Annotated in this window: 14 protein-coding genes; 8 read left to right on the forward strand and 6 right to left on the reverse strand. The window is 71.9% G+C overall.

Features of this window, described 5'->3' with window-relative positions:
- Positions 1-90: 90 nt before the first annotated feature.
- Entirely contained in the window at positions 91-429 is a 339-nt protein-coding gene (locus tag ACQPZO_RS18075) for a DUF3817 domain-containing protein (RefSeq protein ID WP_433342474.1), read from the reverse strand.
- Positions 430-611: 182 nt separating this feature from the next.
- Between ACQPZO_RS18075 and ACQPZO_RS18080 the strand changes: the two genes are divergently transcribed.
- The 4 genes from ACQPZO_RS18080 (at position 612) to ACQPZO_RS18095 (ending at position 3131) form a co-directional block, all read left to right on the forward strand.
- Positions 612-2090, forward strand: coding sequence for a glutamate--cysteine ligase (locus tag ACQPZO_RS18080; protein ID WP_433342475.1), 1479 nt, complete (start codon positions 612-614; stop codon positions 2088-2090).
- A 212-nt stretch (positions 2091-2302) separates the two neighbouring features.
- On the forward strand, positions 2303-2761 hold the full coding sequence (locus ACQPZO_RS18085) for a DUF2975 domain-containing protein (RefSeq protein WP_433342478.1): 459 nt from the start codon (positions 2303-2305) through the stop codon (positions 2759-2761).
- Complete coding sequence (locus ACQPZO_RS18090; RefSeq protein ID WP_184690149.1) at positions 2761-2967, forward strand: helix-turn-helix domain-containing protein; 207 nt, start codon at positions 2761-2763, stop codon at positions 2965-2967. Before ACQPZO_RS18085 ends, ACQPZO_RS18090 begins: the two co-directional genes overlap by 1 nt.
- Positions 2968-2975: 8 nt before the next feature.
- Complete coding sequence (locus ACQPZO_RS18095; protein WP_433342479.1) at positions 2976-3131, forward strand: hypothetical protein; 156 nt, start codon at positions 2976-2978, stop codon at positions 3129-3131.
- 78 nt (positions 3132-3209) lie between these two features.
- On the opposite strand, the gene ACQPZO_RS18100 is transcribed toward ACQPZO_RS18095, so the two are convergent.
- A complete protein-coding gene (locus ACQPZO_RS18100; RefSeq protein ID WP_433342481.1) occupies positions 3210-4820 on the reverse strand; it encodes a pentapeptide repeat-containing protein in 1611 nt (536 codons plus the stop codon).
- A gap of 339 nt (positions 4821-5159) precedes the next feature.
- On the opposite strand from ACQPZO_RS18100, the gene ACQPZO_RS18105 reads away from it, so the two are divergent.
- Together ACQPZO_RS18105 and ACQPZO_RS18110 are read left to right on the forward strand one after the other, a co-directional pair.
- Positions 5160-6005, forward strand: coding sequence for a CHAP domain-containing protein (locus ACQPZO_RS18105; RefSeq protein ID WP_433342483.1), 846 nt, complete (start codon positions 5160-5162; stop codon positions 6003-6005).
- 125 nt (positions 6006-6130) lie between these two features.
- Positions 6131-6895 (forward strand): SAM-dependent methyltransferase, encoded by a 765-nt coding sequence (locus ACQPZO_RS18110; protein WP_433342485.1) that lies wholly within the window; start codon positions 6131-6133, stop codon positions 6893-6895.
- A 264-nt stretch (positions 6896-7159) separates the two neighbouring features.
- Here the strand turns inward: ACQPZO_RS18110 and ACQPZO_RS18115 are convergent, their stop codons facing one another.
- A complete protein-coding gene (locus tag ACQPZO_RS18115; protein ID WP_433342487.1) occupies positions 7160-7711 on the reverse strand; it encodes a YciI family protein in 552 nt (183 codons plus the stop codon).
- Positions 7712-8357: 646 nt separating this feature from the next.
- Between ACQPZO_RS18115 and ACQPZO_RS18120 the strand changes: the two genes are divergently transcribed.
- Positions 8358-9233: an alpha/beta fold hydrolase gene (locus ACQPZO_RS18120; protein WP_433342489.1), complete on the forward strand. Its 876-nt coding sequence runs from the start codon at positions 8358-8360 to the stop codon at positions 9231-9233.
- A gap of 120 nt (positions 9234-9353) precedes the next feature.
- Here ACQPZO_RS18120 and treZ read toward each other — a convergent pair whose 3' ends face one another.
- From treZ to glgX, 3 genes are read right to left on the reverse strand one after another with little or no spacing between them, the layout of a single operon-like run.
- Positions 9354-11087, reverse strand: a complete 1734-nt coding sequence (gene treZ / locus ACQPZO_RS18125) for a malto-oligosyltrehalose trehalohydrolase (RefSeq protein ID WP_433342491.1) — start codon at positions 11085-11087, stop codon at positions 9354-9356.
- The gene (gene treY, locus ACQPZO_RS18130; RefSeq protein WP_433342493.1) at positions 11084-13390 is read right to left on the reverse strand and encodes a malto-oligosyltrehalose synthase; all 2307 of its coding nucleotides are present in this window, start codon (positions 13388-13390) and stop codon (positions 11084-11086) included. Before treY ends, treZ begins: the two co-directional genes overlap by 4 nt.
- A gap of 2 nt (positions 13391-13392) precedes the next feature.
- The gene (gene glgX / locus ACQPZO_RS18135) at positions 13393-15510 is read right to left on the reverse strand and encodes a glycogen debranching protein GlgX (RefSeq protein WP_433342494.1); all 2118 of its coding nucleotides are present in this window, start codon (positions 15508-15510) and stop codon (positions 13393-13395) included.
- A gap of 319 nt (positions 15511-15829) precedes the next feature.
- On the opposite strand from glgX, the gene ACQPZO_RS18140 reads away from it, so the two are divergent.
- Positions 15830-17233, forward strand: a complete 1404-nt coding sequence (locus ACQPZO_RS18140) for a glycosyltransferase family 4 protein (RefSeq protein WP_433342496.1) — start codon at positions 15830-15832, stop codon at positions 17231-17233.
- Positions 17234-17413: the final 180 nt, after the last annotated feature.

Genomic DNA, 17413 nt, shown 5'->3' on the forward strand with positions numbered 1-17413 from the left:
CCGGGCAGCAGGTAAGCCGGGTAGCAGATCAGCCGTGGGGCGGCGCGCCGCAGGGGGACGCCCGGTGGTCCCGGTGGGTGTCGGCGGCGGTCAGCCGACCGGGGCCAGCGGGCGGTCCTGCTCGGGTGCGGTGCGCAGCATGCCCCGCCGGGCTGCCCAGCGCTCGAAGAACAGGGTCGCGAACGGCGGGACGGCGCAGGCCAGCGCCACGACGGTGGGCCACAGCCGCCACCGCTGCAGCCGGGCCACGGCCAGCACCAGCAGGCCGTACACGACGAACAGCCCGCCGTGGATCGGCCCGAAGATCTTCACCCCGATCTCGTTGTCCGGCGGCCCGTACTTGACGGCCATGCCGATCAGCAGGGCCAGCCAGGAGCAGGCCTCGGCGATCGCCGCCGCCACGAACAACTTGGTGATCTTCTCGCGCATCGTCACTCCCCCACCGGTTGCCGGCCATGCTAACCAGACCGGCCGGCCGATCCGGGCAACGACGGGCGGACGCGACGGGAATCACGCGGCCCCCGGCGGGGTACGTGTAGGGACCTTCGGGTCTTCCCCGGCCCGCGCCGCCGTGCGAGGTTAGGGGGACCAACGGTGACAAGGTGGTGACGATGGGCGAGGACGTCGGCGTACGGACATTCACCCGCGAGGACCGGGCCCGCTATCGCGAGAAGGTACGGCGGTGCCTGGACGTCTTCGCCGAGATGCTTCGGGAGTCCCGGTTCGACGTCGAGCGGCCGATGACCGGGGTGGAGATCGAGCTGAACCTGGTCGACGACGACTCGATGCCGGCGATGCGCAATTCGGAGGTGCTGACCGCCATCGAAGACCCGAGCTTCCAGACCGAGCTGGGGCAGTTCAACATCGAGATCAACGTCGCGCCGCGCCGGCTGGCCGGCACCGGCACCGCCGCGTTCGAGGAACACGTCCGGGCCAGCCTGAACGCCGCCGAGACGAAGGCCCGTGGCGTCGGCGCGCACATGGTGATGATCGGCATCCTGCCGACGCTGCGCCCGGAGCACCTGACCGCCGAGACGCTGTCGGCCAACCCGCGCTACAAGCTGCTCAACGAGCAGATCTTCGCCGCCCGCGGCGAGGACCTGCGGATCTCGATCAGCGGGGTCGAGCGGCTCGCGGTCACCGCCGACACCATCACCCCCGAGGCGGCCTGCACCAGCACCCAGTTCCACCTCCAGGTCAGCCCGGCCCAGTTCGCCGACTACTGGAACGCCGCCCAGGCGATCGCCGGCATCCAGGTCGCCCTCGGCGCGAACTCGCCGCTGTTCTTCGGCCGGGAGCTGTGGCGCGAGACCCGCATCCCGCTGTTCCAGCAGGCCACCGACACGCGGGCGGAGGAGATCAAGGCCCAGGGGGTACGCCCGCGGGTGTGGTTCGGCGAGCGGTGGATCACCACGGTGTTCGACCTGTTCGAGGAGAACGTCCGCTACTTCCCCGCGCTGCTGCCGGTGTGCGACCCGGAGGACCCGGCCGAGGCCCTCGCCCGGGGTGACGTGCCGAAGCTCGCCGAGCTGCGGCTACACAACGGCACCGTCTACCGCTGGAACCGCCCGGTGTACGACGTGTACAAGGGCCGCCCGCACCTGCGGGTGGAGAACCGGGTGCTGCCCGCCGGCCCGACGGTGCTGGACACCGTGGCCAACGGCGCGTTCTACTTCGGGCTGGTACGGGCCCTCGCCGAGTCGGACCGGCCAGTGTGGTCGCAGATGTCGTTCAGCGCCGCCGAGGAGAACTTCACCAGCGGCGCCCGGCACGGCATCGACGCCCAGGTGTTCTGGCCCGGCCTGGGGTACCTGCCCGTCACCGAGCTGGTGCTGCGCCGGCTGCTGCCGCTGGCCCACCACGGCCTGGACCGGTGGGGCCTGGACCCGGACGAGCGGGACCGGTTGCTCGGCATCATCGAGCAGCGCTGCCTGACCGGCCGCAACGGGGCCACCTGGCAGGTGGAGACGCTGCACCGGCTGGAGTCCACCGACCACCTGGACCGGCCGGCGGCGCTGCGCGAGGTGGTCCGGTACTACGTGGACCTGATGCACAGCAACCGACCGGTCCACGAGTGGCCGATCCCCTGACCGCTTGGGCCCCGCCACGGGCGCGGCGACCGGCGGCTCGGTACCGGTCGCCCGCGTCCGCTGACCGCCCCGCCCTCGGACCGCGCCGCCGCGCTCGGACCGCCGCCCCGACAGCCCCGCCCCCGCGTCCAGCCGACTGAGAGTCAGCCAAGCCTATTGACAGTCGATAGTTTACGAGTGATAGTCGATGCATGTTGACAGAGCATCGAGCGGTGGGCCCGCTCAGAATCTTCCTGGTGCTGCTGTTCGGGATCCTGGTCATGTTCCAGACCCTCTCGCTGCCCGGGATGTTCGCGCACATGGCCAAGGAGTCCCCCAACGATGCCCACCTCAGGTGGCCGATGACCGCCGTCTCGGTGTTCTGGGTGTTGTGCATCCAGGTCGTGATCGTGTCCACCTGGAAGTTGCTCACCCTGGTCAAGCGCGACCGCATCTTCAGCGACGCCGCCCTGGCGTGGGTGGACGCGATCGTGTGGGCGATCGTCGCCGCCTGGGTGGTGCTGCTGGGGGTGTTCCTCTACATCGGCTTCAACGCGTCGGACCCCGGGCTGCCGGTCCTGCTGTTCCTGATGCTGGTGGGTGTCACCGTGCTGGGGCTTTTGATGGTGGTGATGCGGGCACTGCTGCGGCAGGCCACCACACTGCGTACCGACATGGAAGCGGTGATCTGATGCCCATCGTCGTCCGCATCGACGTCGAGCTGGCGAAACGCAAGATGAGCGTCGGTGAGTTCGCCGAACGCGTCGGGCTCACCCCGGCGAACGTGGCGGTGCTGAAGAACGGTCGCGCGAAGGCCGTTCGCTTCAGCACCCTGGAGGCCATGTGCCGGGTGCTCGAATGCCAGCCCGGTGACCTGCTCGAGTGGGTCGAGGAATGAGGAGACCGTTGAAGTACCTCCTCGCCGTCCTCGCCGTCGCGATCGGCGTCGTCGGCATCGTGCTCGGGGAGGCCGACGACTCGCCGGGCCTCCAACTCCTGGGCGTCGTGCTCATCGTCGGCGCGGTCGCGTTCGGCGTACGGACGGCCCGGCGCGGCAGGTAGCGGCGCTACGGCCGGCACTGGTCGTCCCGCACGCCCTGGGTCACGGTCGTGCGGGACGACGTCTGCGGGGAGCCGCGCTCAGCCCTTCCCCGCAGACGGGGCCTCGGGGTCGTCGATCACGGCACCGGCGTGGAACACGACGCCACCGAGAACGTCCCGGACGTCGCGCCGGCGGCCGAGCCGCGCCCCGGCGAAGGTGACGTCGCCGTGGAACGAGGCGCGCCCCTCGGCGCCGCCGAGCCGGAAGGCGGCCCCGGCGAACGTGCTCGCGTCGAAGCGGGTGGCACCGTGGAACTGGGTGCCAGTGAAGTCCGCGTGACCGACCTGGCACCCGCTGAGGTCGAGGTCGACCAGTGTCGCGCCGCACAGCGGCAGGTCCGTCTCCGGCCAGTGCCGTTCTACCGCCCCGCCCGCCCCGACGGGTGCCGGGCGCAGGCGCTCGGCGAGCAGCCGCTGGGCGTCGCGCCGCAGCTGGACCTCGCCGGCCTGGGCCGGGGTCAGCTCGCCGGTCACGTCGAACGGCAGTGGCACCCGCAGGTACGCGCACACGGCGTCGACCACGCGCTGGCGCAGCTCCGGCCTCCCGTCACCGAGCTCGCCGAGGGCCTGCAGCCCCGCGCGGCGGACGTCGGGATCGCGGTCGGCGAGCTGACGGGAGTAGGGCACGACGGAACCGTCGGCGACGAGCACGCTCGTGCCGTCCGGCCCCGGCGCCGACGCCCAGCCGAGGGGCCAGCGCGACGGCTCGTCGCCAGTTGCGCCGGCCCACCGGGCGCCGTCTAGGTCGACGGCCGGCTGGTCGAGGCGCACCGGCCCGCCGAACCAGGCGTCCCGGAACGTCGAGTCCGCGCCGAACCGCGCCTTGCCGAACCAGGCGGGGCCGTCGAAGCGCACGCCCCGGAACGACACGGCCCCGACGAATCGGGCCCCGTCGCCGCCCTCCTCCCAGCCCTGGTAGTCGCCCATCAGGACCGCGACGGGCCAGCCCGGGTCGTCCTCGTTCGGCTCGTCCCAGGGCGCGGGTCGGACGTCCTCGACGGCGTCCCAGGCCGGATCGTCCTCCCACAGTTCCTCCTCGCCCCGCCCGAACCAGGCCATCGCGGCGAAGCCGACCCGTTCGAAGCTGGCCGGCCCCCGGAACCGGGCACGCCCGAACACGGCGTCGGCGGCGAACCGGGCCCCGTCGAACCGGGCCGGTCCGTAAAAGACGGCCCGGGCGAAGATCGCGTCGCCGATGAACCGGGCGTCGGCGAACGAGGTCGTCCCGAGGAACCGGGTGTCGGCGAACCGGGCCCCAGCCAGCTCACACCCACCGAGATCGGCCTCCACGAGGGTCGCACCGGACAGGTCCACCACGACACCCGGCCACGCCCCGCCCACTCCCGCGTCCTCGCCTGCTCCGACATCCTCGCCCGCCCCGGGGGCGGGGCGCAGCAACCCGACGAGCACCCGCAGGGCCTCCCGCCGCAGTTCGCCGTCCGCCGCGCCCGCTCCAGCCACCGCAGTCGCGGCACAGGGTGTACGCAGGTAGGCGCAGATCGCGTCCGCCGCCTCCTGGCGCAGCGCCGGGTCGGCCGCGCCGGCCTCCGCCAGCCGCCGCAGGGCAACTTCCCGCTCCGCGACCGTCGCCTGCGTCACCTGCCGGACAGCGATCCGGAACGCCTCGACGTCTACCGCCCCGACCGGCACGTGCCCTCCAGACCCGGTGCGGCAGCCCGTACACCGGCGTTCGCCGCCAGGACCGTCCCCGACGTGCCGGCGAAGGATAGCGGCGGACGGTGACACCGTCCCGGCGCCGTGACGATCTATCAGGACGCGCTGCCTCTCGTGCCGTCAACGGCGAACACCTGGAGCAGACCGCCGCCGACATCGCCGCGCGCCTGGCGGGCGTCCCCTGATCAGCTGGCCCCGCTGCCGATCAGGCACCCACCCCCGTCGCGGTCGGGATCTTCGCGCGAGGTGTATGCCGATCTATCGATGGCTTGTAGTGTGAGCCCGTCGTCACATACCCCCGGAAGGGAAGTGGACATGCCCAGGATCACCGTTCGCGTCCTCGGCGCGCTCAGCGCGAGCGTGCTCGGCGCAGCTCTCGGCGTCCTGGCGGTCGCCATGCCTGCCCAGGCGGCGTCCCGCGATGGAATCTGCGACGCCGGCGAGTTCTGTTACTACTACAACAGCGACCACGCGGGATCGATCTCGGATCACGCCGGATCACTGGCCGACTACGGCTCGACCCAGCCCGGCTGCTACGAGTTCAAGGGTGCCGGCAGCGGCCAGGGCCTGTGCGTCAAGAACAACGCCGCTTCCGTGTGGAACCGCACCAGCAACACGGTGCGGGTCTACTACAACAGCGACTACGACGGCTCCTACGCCTACCAGAACTTCGCGTCCGGCGCGAAGGCGAACCTGAACGCCACGCTGAAGAACAACAACGCCTCCCACCAGCTGATCTCCGCCGGAACGACCTATCCGGCCAAGGACGACTACCCGTACAAGGGCGCGACCTCGGGCATCGACCCGTGGAACTTCTACAAGGGGCAGTGCACCAGCTTCGCCGCCTGGGCGGTGCGGAGCCGCGTCGGCGTGCCCTTCCACAACCAGTACGGGGGCCAGGCGCGGTGGGGTAACGCCAAGGAGTGGGTCGCCGCTGCCGGTCGCGCCGGTGTGCCGGTCTACAACAGCCCGAAGGCCGGTGACGTCGCGGTCCGCCTGGGCGGCACCTACGGTCACGTCGCCTTCGTCACCAGCGTGAACGCCAACGGCACCTTCGAGATCGACGAGTACAACTACGTCAACGCGGACAAGTACAGCCACCGGACGGTGTCGGTGGGAACCGCCAACAACCAGTTCTCCAAGTTCATCCGCTTCAAGTGACCTTCCGCCTCAACTGAGGGTTGCGGGCACGCCGGCCCCACGGGGTGGGCGTGCCCGCGTCGCAGGTGACCGCCGTCGCGAAAAGAGGTTGCACGAGCGCCTGGAATTCACTTGGGTCAGTCCTCGTGACCGCCCTGGATCAGCTCATACGCCCGGATCGCTATCCCCGATCGTCGCGCTACGACCCGGCGTGGTTGCTCCGGCTCGACATGGGGCCGAACCCCCTGTGGCTGCTGGAGGACCTCGCTCGGGACCTTGATCTGCGCCCGGGGATGCGGGTGCTCGACCTTGGTTCCGGCAGGGGTGCCACGTCGGTGTTCCTCGCCCGCGAGTACGGCGTTCACGTCGTCGCGGCCGACTGGTGGGTCGGCGCGGACGAGGCGGCGGCCGTCTTCGCCGAGGCCGGCGTCAGCGACCGGGTGGATGCGGTGCGGGCAGAGGCACACGTCCTACCCTTCGAACAGGAAAGCTTCGATGCCATCGTGAGCGTCGACGCGTTCGAGTACTTCGGCACGGCCGACAGCTACCTGCCGTACCTGGTGCGGTTCCTGCGCCCCGGTGGTCAGCTGGGCATGGCAACGCCCGCGATGACCCGTGAGGTCCGCGAGCTCGGGGCTGTCCCCGCCCACATCAAGGAGGTGGTCGGCTGGGAGGCGATCGCCTGGCACACGGCGCAGTGGTGGCGCTTCCAATGGGAGATCACCGAACTGGTGACGGTCACGTCAGCGCGACTGCAACCAGACGGCTGGCGCGATTGGCTGCTGTGGACCCAGGCAGGTGCCGAGGCGCAGCCGGATGGCCAGGCGTCGAACCAGCCCGTGATCGACATGCTCACGGCGGACAACGGCGAACTGCTCACGTTCGCATTGGTGACCGCGCGCAAGAACTGAAGCCCGTTCGGAGTCGGGTGGGCCGGGCAGGGCCCTGACGACCGCGCCGTAGGGCACGGGCCACGCCCCGCCGGGGCAGCGCGGTCAGCGGGTGAGGCCGACGAGCGTCGCTAGGCGCGCCACGCCGGCCGGTGCCGGGTACGCCCGCGCGACCTCGGCGATCACCGTACGCGCCACCGGCCGGCACAGGGCGCGGCACCTACGTTGTCGATCACCAGCTGACGCATACTGCCCTCATGCCGAGCAGGGCCGGCATCTATGGGGTCATGACGGCCGTCCGCCGAACGCCCAGTTGTGGACCTCGATGTCGGCGTACCGGTCCGAGGTCAGCACGGCACGCGCCTCGTCCGCATCCTCCGCCCGGAGCAGCGCCGCCGTGCCCAGCCAGGCGGCACCGTCGTCGGACAGCAACGGCCCGTACGCGATCAGGTCGTCCCGGTCGCGCTGCGGAGGGAGATCGAGGGCCTCCCCCGCGCCGAGGCCCAGCACCAGATACCGATTGCCACCCTCCCGGCCGCCGGGAAAGTCCCACATGGTGCGCCCCAGCGTGTTGCGCCACCGGCGCAACAGCACATCGCGGTACGCGCCGGCCTGGTAATTGGGCTCGTCGAAGGCGAAGGCCCGAGCGGCGGCGGAATCGGGCAGGTCCAGGATGTGCACACTGCCCGTGGGCGTGGCACCGTCGGCTGCGAAGGTCGGGCCGCGAGCAATCATCTGCGTCGCGTACCCGTCCATGTACGACCAGTGCTCCTGTAGCAACTCGCTCCGGATCGCCGCAGAGCCGCGCCGATCACGGTGGTAGCAGAAGAACTCCATGCCCCAGATCATGCCCTCCGCGCGCCGAACACCGACGCGGATGGGTGCCGCCCCGGGTCACGTGCGGCAGCCGTCGCCCCGCAGATGACGTGGCCGCCCTCCGCTGCTGGCTGCCGGCCGGTTGCTGGCTGCTGGCTGCTGGCTGCTGGGACAGGCGGCCGGGATGCGCCAGACCCACAGCGGACGGTCCTGCCCACTCGCCCCTTTGCTCTGCTGCCGTCACCGCAACACGAGCACGAAGCCGCTTCATGGCACGGGCCAGCACGAACGAACGACAGGAAACGCGGCGCACCGCGCGCGTTGCGCAGGGGGCAGCAGAGCAAAGGAGCCGATACAGGTATCACCAAGCAGACCGGCGACGGCGCCAGCGCCCACCCTGTCTGTCACACCGGTCAACGTCGTCGCGGCGGCGGGTCCTGAGGCCATGGCGGCGATCACTGCGCGGGCTCCCCGGTCCGGGTCCCCGGGCTGCTTACCGTCTTGGTCGATCATGGCAGCGCGAACATCTTCGAGTTTCGGCCCGCCTCGGTGACGGCTTCGAGCGCGTACTCGGTGGCGCTGCAGGAGCCGCCTTCGCCCGCGAAACCGGCGCGACTCTCGCAGCGCCACGGCCCATGACGTCGTACGTCGGCCGTACGCTCCCGGCATGACAAAGAGTGAGACGCGCACCCTTGCCGCGCCCGGCGCCGACCTGGTCTACGACGTCCGCGAACCGCTCTCCGCAGCCGCCGGGCATCGCACGCTGCTCATGATCGGCCAGCCGATGACCGCCGAGGGCTTCGGCTCGCTCGCCGAGCACTTCACCGACCGCACGGTTATCACCTACGACCCCCGCGGCCTGGGCCGCAGCGTCCGCACCGACGGCCGGTCGGACCACACGCCGCAGACCCAGGCGGGCGACCTGCATCTGCTGATCGAAGCGCTCGGCACCAGCCCGGTCGACGTCTTCGCCAGCAGCGGCGGCGCGGTGACCGCGCTCGAACTGGTCGCGTCCAACCCCGGCGACGTCGTCACGCTGGTCGCACACGAGCCGCCGATCAACGCCGTGCTCCCTGACGCCGACGCCGCCGATCGCGCCCGGGCCGCCTTCCACGAGGCGTACCAGGCGAAGGGCAACGGCGCCGGGATGGCCGCGTTCATCGCGATGACGTCCTGGCAGGGCGAGTTCACCGACGCCTACTTCGCCCAGCCCACGCCCGACCCGGCGACGTTCGGCCTGCCGACCGACGACGACGGCACCCGCGACGACCCGCTGCTGTCGAAGGCCTCCTGGGCGATCATCGACTACCGACCCGACGCGCAGGCGCTCACCGCAGCACCGACCCGGATCGTGATCGCCGTCGGCGAGGAGACGGCGGGGACGTACACCGCACGTACGGCCGTCGCCACCGCAGCGCTGCTCGGCCAGGAGGCCACCGTGTTCCCCAGCCACCACGGCGGCTTCCTCGGCGGCGACTTCGGCTACGCGGGCAAGCCCGCCGAGTTCGCGGCGCGACTGCGCGAGGTGCTCGACGCCGGCTGACGGGCGCGGACCTTCGCGGTGTCCGGGTTGGGGCTCCATGAACGTGTGTTGTTTCTGGAGAACTCGCCCGGCGTGTCGTCTCACAAATCAGCAAACGATCACGGTGACGGCCGGAAGACCCTAGAGCGCCACGATTGCCGCCGCCTCCGCCGGCAGGTCGATGCGGTCCCTCGTCACCGTGATCCCCTCCCCCGTGGCCAGCAGCACCCGACGCGCCATCCCCGGCAACGTGATCCGCTGCGGCTTGGCCGCCAGGTTCGCCACCACCAGCGTCTCGCCCCGCCGCATCACCAGGAACTGGTCCCCGTGCCGGAAGTCGACCCGGTCCAGCCGAGGATCGGACAGGTCGGCCCGGCTCTTGCGCAACGCGATGAGCCGCCGGTGGAAGTCGTACATCTCACGGTGCTCGGGCTTGTCCAGCTCGGCCCAGTCGAGCCGGGAGCGGGCGAAGGTCTGCGGGGCCTGCGGGTCCGGCACGTCACCGGGCGGCCAGCCGTGCGCGGCGAACTCCCGCCTGCGGCCCGCCGCGACGGCGGTCGCCAGCTCCGGTTCCGGGTGGCTGGTGAAGAACTGCCACGGGGTGCTGGCCGCCCACTCCTCCCCCATGAACAACATCGGGGTGAACGGCGCGGTGAACAGCAGCGTGGCCCCCACCCGGAGCAACGCAGGAGACAGCGACGCCGAGATGCGGTCGCCGGTGGCCCGGTTGCCGATCTGGTCGTGGTTCTGCAGGTACGCCACGAACCGGTGCCCCGGCACCCGCTGCCGGTCCACCGGCCGGCCGTGGCTGCGGCTGCGGAAGCTGGACCAGGTACCGGCGTGGAAGAACGCCCCGGTCAGCACCTCCGACAGGCACTCCAGGGAGCCGAAGTCGCCGTAGTAGCCCTGCCGCTCCCCGGTGAGCATGCTGTGCAGGGCGTGGTGGGCGTCGTCGTTCCACTGGGCGTGCAGGCCGTACCCGCCGGCCTCCCGGGGCGTGACGAGCGTCGGGTCGTTGAGGTCGGACTCGGCGATCAGCGACAGCGGCCGGCCCAGGTGGGTGGAGAGGGTCTCCACCTCCGCCGCGATCTGCTCCAACAGGTGGGTGGCCCGGGAGTCGGGCATGGCGTGCACGGCGTCGAGCCGCAACCCGTCGACGTGGTAGTCGCGCAGCCACATCAGCACGCTGTCGAGGATGTAGCGGCGCACGCCGTCAGAGTGCGGACCGTCGAGGTTGACGGTCCGGCCCCAGGTGTTGTCCTGCTCGGTGAGGTACGGCGCGAACATCGGCGCGTAGGCCCCGGAGGGCCCGAAATGGTTGTAGACGACGTCGAGGATCACCCCCAGACCCTTGGCGTGGGCGGCGTCGACGAACCGTTTCAGTCCGTCCGGGCCGCCGTAGGGCTCGTGCGGGGCGTACCAGCAGACCCCGTCGTACCCCCAGTTGTGCTCGCCGTTGAAGGCGTTGACCGGCAGCAGCTCGATCATGTCGACGCCGAGGTCGACCAGGTGGTCGAGGCGGCCGATGGCCGCGTCGAAGGTGCCATGCGGGGTGAACGTGCCGACGTGCAGCTCGTACAGGACGCTGCCGGGCAGCTGCCGGCCGGTCCAGCCGGTGTCGGTCCACTCGAAGGCCGCGTGGTCGTAGCGCCGGCTCGGGCCGTGCACCCCCGCCGGCTGCCAGGTCGAGCGGGGGTCGGGCAGGGCCCGGTCGTCGTCGTCGATCAGGTAGGCGTAGTCGGTGCCGGGGCCGGCGGCGGGCACCTCGACGCGCCACCAGCCGTCGGGGCCGGCGCGCATCTCGTGGTCGGCGTCGCCGGGCAGGCGCAGTCGGAGGCGGGCGGCCTCCGGCGCCCACACGGTGAACTCGGTCATGACGCAGCCTCCACGAACTCGGTGGTGGGAGCCAGCAGCGCGACAGGGTAGGCGGCCAGCAGGTCGGCCAGCGGGGTCTCCCCGCCACCGTAGACCCGGCCGGTGAACAGGTCGGTCACCTCGTGAACGGGAAGTGACAGGGTGGTGTCGCCCCAACCGCCGGCGCGGGCCAGCCCGAGCGGCAGCCGGGTGGCGACGGCGACCGCGCCGCCCCGGTCGAAGGCGACGGCGTGGGCGTCGGCGGGGCCCCGGGCAGGCAGCGGGTGGTAGCCGGTGAACAGCTCCGGGCGGTCGCGGCGCAGCCGCAGGGTCCGCGACACCACGAGCAGCTTCGCCGCCCCTTCGGCGTCCACCGCCGGCTGCCGGCCGGCGTCGAGGCGGGCCAGCAGCTCTCGGCGTACGGCGAAGTCGACCGGGCGGCGGTTGTCCGGGTCGACCAGCGAGTTCTCCCACAGCTCGGTGCCCTGGTAGGTGTCGGGCACACCGGGCATGGCGAGCTGGACGAGCTTCTGCCCGAGCGAGTTGGACCAGCCGGCCGGGGTGATCTCGGCGGCGAACGCGGTCAGCTCGGCGTGCAGCTCCTGGTCGTCGTACATCCGGTCGACCAGGGCGTGCATGGCGTGCTCGAAGCCGGGGTCGGGGTCGGCCCAGCTCGTGGCGACCGACGCCTCCCGGGCGGCTTTCTCGGCGTACGCGTGCAGCCGCTCCCGCTCGATCGGCCACGCCCCGACGGCGGTCTGCCAGAGCAGGTGGGCGAACGCCGGGTCGGGCAGCGGCGCGGCGGCGGTCCACCGGGTGATCCGCTCGGCCCAGCGCTCGGGCAGCTCGGACAGCACCGCGAGCCGGGCCCGGACGTCCTCGCCGCGCTTGGTGTCGTGGGTGGACAGGGTGGTCATGGCCGCCGGCCAGCGGGCCTGTCGGGCGGCGGCGAAGCGGTGGAACTCGGCCGGCGGGGTGCCGAAGTGGGCGGGGCTGCCGCCGACCTCGTTGAGGGCGACGAAGCGGCTCCACCGGTAGTAGGCGGTGTCCTCGACGCCCTTGGCCATCACCGCGCCGGACAGCTGCGGGAACCGCTGCCCCAGCTCGTCGTCGGGGTCGCGCAGCCGGCGGGTGACCGCGTCGAGGGCGGCGGTCAGGTCGGGGCGGCGTCGGCCGGCCTCGGCGCGGGCGTCGGCCAGGTGCCGGGCGCCGTGCGGCGGGTACCCCCGGTAGACCGGGAAGCACGCGGCCAGCTCGGCGAGGGCCGCCCGCGCCTCGGCCGGCTCCAGCTCGGGGGCGAGCGCGGCGAGCCGGGTCAGCTCGGCGGCGAGCAGCCGGGTGGCCGCCTCCAGCTTGGTGTCGTGGATCAGGTCCGACCAGGAGGTGCGGTGTCCGGTCAGCCGGGTGTCCAGGGCGGTGAAGTCGCCCTCGGCGGACCCGTCGACGAAGAGGCCGCCGACGGGCGCGAGGGCGTCGTAGCCGGTGGTGCCGTCCACCGGCCAGTCGGGCAGCTCCTCGCCGTACTCGAGGATCTTCTCCACCAGCAGCCACGCGTCGGGGGCGGCGGCGCGCAGCCGGGCCAGGTAGCCGGCCGGGTCGCGCAGCCCGTCGGGGTGGTCGACCCGGATGCCGTCGACCTCGCCGGCCGCCGCCCAGCGCAGCACCTCCGCATGGGTGGCGGCGAACACCTCCGGGTCCTCCACCCGCAGGCCGGCCAGGTCGGAGACGGCGAAGAACCGGCGGTACGTCAGCTCGCGGTCCCCGCGCCGCCAGGAGACCAGCTCGTAGTGTTGCCGGTCGTGCACCTCGCCCGGGGTCCCATCGGCGGTGCCGTCGGCGATCGGGAAGCGGTGTTCGTGGTAGCGCAGCTCCCCGTCGACGATCTTGAGGTCGTCGAGGGCGTCCGGGGCGTCGGCGAGGATCGGCAGCAGCAGCCGGCCCCGGTCCCAGTCGATGTCGAACCAGCGCGCGTACGCCGAGGCGCGGCCCTGGCGCAGCACGTCCCACCAGGCGGGGTTGGCCGCCGGCTGGGCCACCCCGGCGTGGTTGGGCACGATGTCGACGACCAGGCCGAGCCCGGCCGCGCGCAGCGCCCGGACCAGCCGGACCCGGCCGGCCTCGCCGCCCAGCTCGGGGTTGACCGCCCGGTGGTCGACCACGTCGTAGCCGTGCGCCGAGCCGGGGGTGGCGGTGAGCAGGGGCGCGCTGTAGAGGTGGGTGGCGCCGAGGTCGGCCAGGTAGCCGGCGAGGCCGGCGGTGGCGTCGAGGTCGAAGCCGGGGCGGACCTGCACCCGGTACGTCGCGCCGAGGCGGGTGTCGGGCACGGTCAGACCGCCCTCTCCAGGACCACCAGGGAGCGGTCCGGTACGCAGATGGTGCCGCCCGCCTCGACGAGGGTCGGCTTCTCCGGTTCCGGTTCCGCGGTGCTGATCACCAGCTCCCACCGCTGGCCGAACTCCTCCCCGGGCAGGGTGAAGTCCAGCGCGGCGTCGTGGGCGTTGAAGCAGAGCAGGAACGAGGTGTCCCGGTGGCGCTGGCCGTACTGGCCGCGCTCGGGAATTCCGTCGCCGTTGACGAACAGGGCCACCGAGCGGCCGAAGTCGTTGCCCCAGTCCTCGCCGGTCATCTCCCGACCGTCGGGGGTGTACCAGGCCAGGTCGGGCAGGCCCGAGCCGGCGGCCCGGCCGCCCACCGGCAGGCCGGTGAAGAACCGGCGGCGGCGGAACACCTGGTGGCTGCGGCGGAACTCGACGAGCCGCCGGACGAAGCCCAGCAGCGCCTCGTCGGCGTCGTCCCAGTCGACCCAGGCCAGCTCGCTGTCCTGGCAGTACGCGTTGTTGTTGCCGCGCTGGGTGCGGCCCAGCTCGTCGCCGTGGCCGATCATCGGCACGCCCTGGGAGAGGATCAGGGTGGCCAGGAAGTTGCGCCGCTGCCGCTGCCGCAGGGCCAGCACGCCCGGGTCGTCGGTCTCGCCCTCGACGCCGCAGTTCCAGGACCGGTTGTGGCCCTCGCCGTCCCGGTTGTCCTCGCCGTTGGCCTCGTTGTGCTTGTCGTTGTACGACACCAGGTCGTTGAGGGTGAACCCGTCGTGGCAGGTGACGAAGTTGATGCTGTGGAACGGGCGGCGACCGTCGTCCTGGTACAGGTCGGCGGAGCCGGAGATCCGGGAGGCGAACTCGGCGAGGGTGGCCGGCTCGCCGCGCCAGAAGTCCCGCACCGTGTCGCGGTACTTGCCGTTCCACTCGGTCCACACCGGCGGAAAGTTGCCCACCTGGTAGCCGCCGGGGCCGACGTCCCACGGCTCGGCGATCAGCTTGACCTGGCTGACCACCGGGTCCTGCTGGACCACCTCGAAGAAGGTGGACAGGCGGTCGACCTCGTAGAACTCGCGGGCCAGGGTGGCGGCGAGGTCGAATCGGAACCCGTCGACGTGCATCTCGGTCACCCAGTAGCGCAGCGAGTCCATGATCAGTTGGAGGGAGTGGGGGCTGCGCACGTTCAGGCTGTTGCCGGTGCCGGTGTAGTCGACGAAGTACCGGCGGTCCTCCTCCGAGAGCCGGTAGTAGCTGGGGTTGTCGACGCCCTTGAAGCTCAGCGTCGGGCCCAGGTGGTTGCCCTCGGCGGTGTGGTTGTAGACCACGTCGAGGATGACCTCGATGCCGGCGGCGTGCAGCGCCCTGACCATGCCCCTGAACTCCTGCACCTGCTGGCCGAGGTGGCCCAGCGCGGAGTAGCCGTGGTGCGGGGCGAAGAAGCCGATGGTGTTGTAGCCCCAGTAGTTGCGCATTCCCAGGTCGGCCAGCCGGTGGTCGTGGACGAACTGGTGCACCGGCATCAGCTCGACGGCGGTGATCCCGAGCTGCTGGAAGTACTCGATCATGACCGGGGAGGCGATCGCCGCGTACGTGCCGCGCAGTTCCTCCGGGATGCCGGGGTGGCGCATGGTCAGCCCGCGCACGTGGGCCTCGTAGATCACCGAGTGGTGGTACGGGGTGCGCGGCGGCCGGTCGTTGCCCCAGTCGAAGTACGGGTTCACCACCACCGACTTGGGCATGAACGGCGCCGAGTCGGTCTCGGACATCCGGTCCGGGTCGCCCAGCTCGTAGTCGTAGACGGCCGCGTTCCACTGCACGTCCCCGTCCACCGCCTTGGCGTACGGGTCGAGCAGGAGCTTGTGCGGGTTGCAGCGCGGCCCGTCGGCCGGGTTCCACGGGCCGTGGACGCGGTAGCCGTACCGCTGCCCCGGCTCGATGCCGGGGATGTACGCGTGCCAGACGTACGCGTCGACCTCGCGCAGCTCGACGCGGCGCTCCGCCCCGGTGTCCCACTCGTCGAACAGGCAGAGCTCGACCCGCTCGGCCACCTCCGAGAAGATCGCGAAGTTGGTGCCCATCCCGTCGTAGGTCGCCCCCAGGGGGTACCGCTCGCCCGGCCAGACCTGCATGTCGCTCCTCAGCCCATGATGATGAACGCCCCTACCGGGCGGCCCGGCGAGCGCACGCCGCTAATGCCCCGCGACAGGTCCGCCCAATCCACCGTTTCGTGCCGTAACCAAAATCCACCCTCCTGATACCGACCGCCCGTTTGGGTGGCGTCCGTCACCTTGGGCCCTCTCAGGTCGCGGTTCGGCCCCGGATGCCCTTTCCTTGATGCGGGGGCGTGCGCCCGCGCACGCCGCCACTCGGCCCTCGGCCACCCCCACCACTTCCCTTTTCGCCGCCACCGTTGCCGGCGCGTTCCACCATGCATGGACGGAGTTTGATGTGACGACCCTGCGGGCCGGCGAGCAGACCGCCACCGCCACGGACCGGACCTGCCGGCCCGTCCCCACCTCCCGGCCTTTGATCCCACAGTCCGCCGGGGTCGGGGTGCCCCCGCAGACCCGCCGCATCCTGATGCTGTCGTGGGAGTACCCGCCGGTACTGGTCGGCGGCCTCGGCCGCCACGTCCACGCCCTCTCCGTCGCCCTCGCCACCGCCGGCCACGAAGTCACCGTCATCACCCGCCACACCGACGGCGCACCCCACGAGGAATACGCCGACGGCGTCCGCATCCTCCGCGCCGCCGAAGACCCCGTCACCTTCCCCCTCGCCACCAGCAGCCTCCTCGCCTGGACCATGGCCTTCAACCACACCCTCACCCGCGCCGCCCTACGCGCCACCGAATCCGCCACCTACGACATCGTCCACGCCCACGACTGGCTCGTCGCACACACCGCAATCACCCTCCGAGACCACCTCGACATCCCACTCATCACCACCATCCACGCCACCGAAGCCGGCCGACACCAAGGCTGGCTCCCCGAAGAGATGAACCGCACCATCCACGGCATCGAACACTGGATCAGCGGCGAATCCAACCGGGTGATCGCCTGCTCCGGATACATGCGTGACGAGGTCAACGCGCTGTTCGGCGTGCCGACCAGCCGGGTCGACGTGGTGCCCAACGGGGTGGAGCCGCACCGCTGGAAGGTGCCGGCCTCGGCGGTCGCCTCGGCCCGGACCCGGTTCGCCGGGGACGGCCCGCTGGTCACCTTCGCCGGCCGGCTGGTGTACGAGAAGGGCGTGCAACACCTGCTCGCCGGGCTGCCCCGGCTGCGCGAGCGGCACCCCGGGCTGCGCGCGGTCATCGTCGGCGACGGGCCGTACAAGTCGGCCCTCGAGGCCGAGGTGCACCGGCTCGGTCTCGGCGGCATGGTGAGCATGCCGGGCTTCCTCGGCGGCACCGACCTGCCCGCCGTGATGGCAGCCTCGGACTGCTTCGCGGTGCCGAGCATCTACGAGCCGTTCGGCATGGTGGCCCTGGAGGGGGCCGCGGCCGGGGCGCCCCTGGCCGTCGCCGCGACCGGCGGGCTCGCCGAAATCGTCGAGCCCGGCGTCACCGGGATGACCTTCGCCCCGCAGGACCCGGCCGGGCTGACCGAGGCGGTGCACGCCCTGCTGTCCGACCGGGAGCACGCCCGGCGGCTGGCCCGCCGGGCCCGCGCCATGGTGAACGAGCAGTACGGCTGGGCGGCCATCGCGCACCGCACCGCCGCCGCGTACGCGGCGGCGATCGCCAAGGCCCCGGCGTTCACCGCAGAGCGCGCCGAGCGCCGGATGACCGAGGGCCGCTCCCCGGCCCACATCGCCGACGGCAACCTCCTAACCGCCGCCGGCCTCCGCTAACCCAACCCCGCCCCGCCCCGCCCCGCCCCGCCCCGTCGATCTTGCACTTTCGGCCCTGGGTTTGTGCGGAATGTCGAATATGCCGGGGCCGCTAGTGCAAGATCGGCGGGAGGGTGGGGTGGGGTGGGGTGGGGTGGGGGCACGGGGACGGGCCGCCGACCCCCGTGGGGGTGGGCGGCC

The organism is Micromonospora sp. CA-111912 (assembly GCF_050948415.1).
Taxonomy (GTDB): Bacteria; Actinomycetota; Actinomycetes; order Mycobacteriales; family Micromonosporaceae; genus Micromonospora.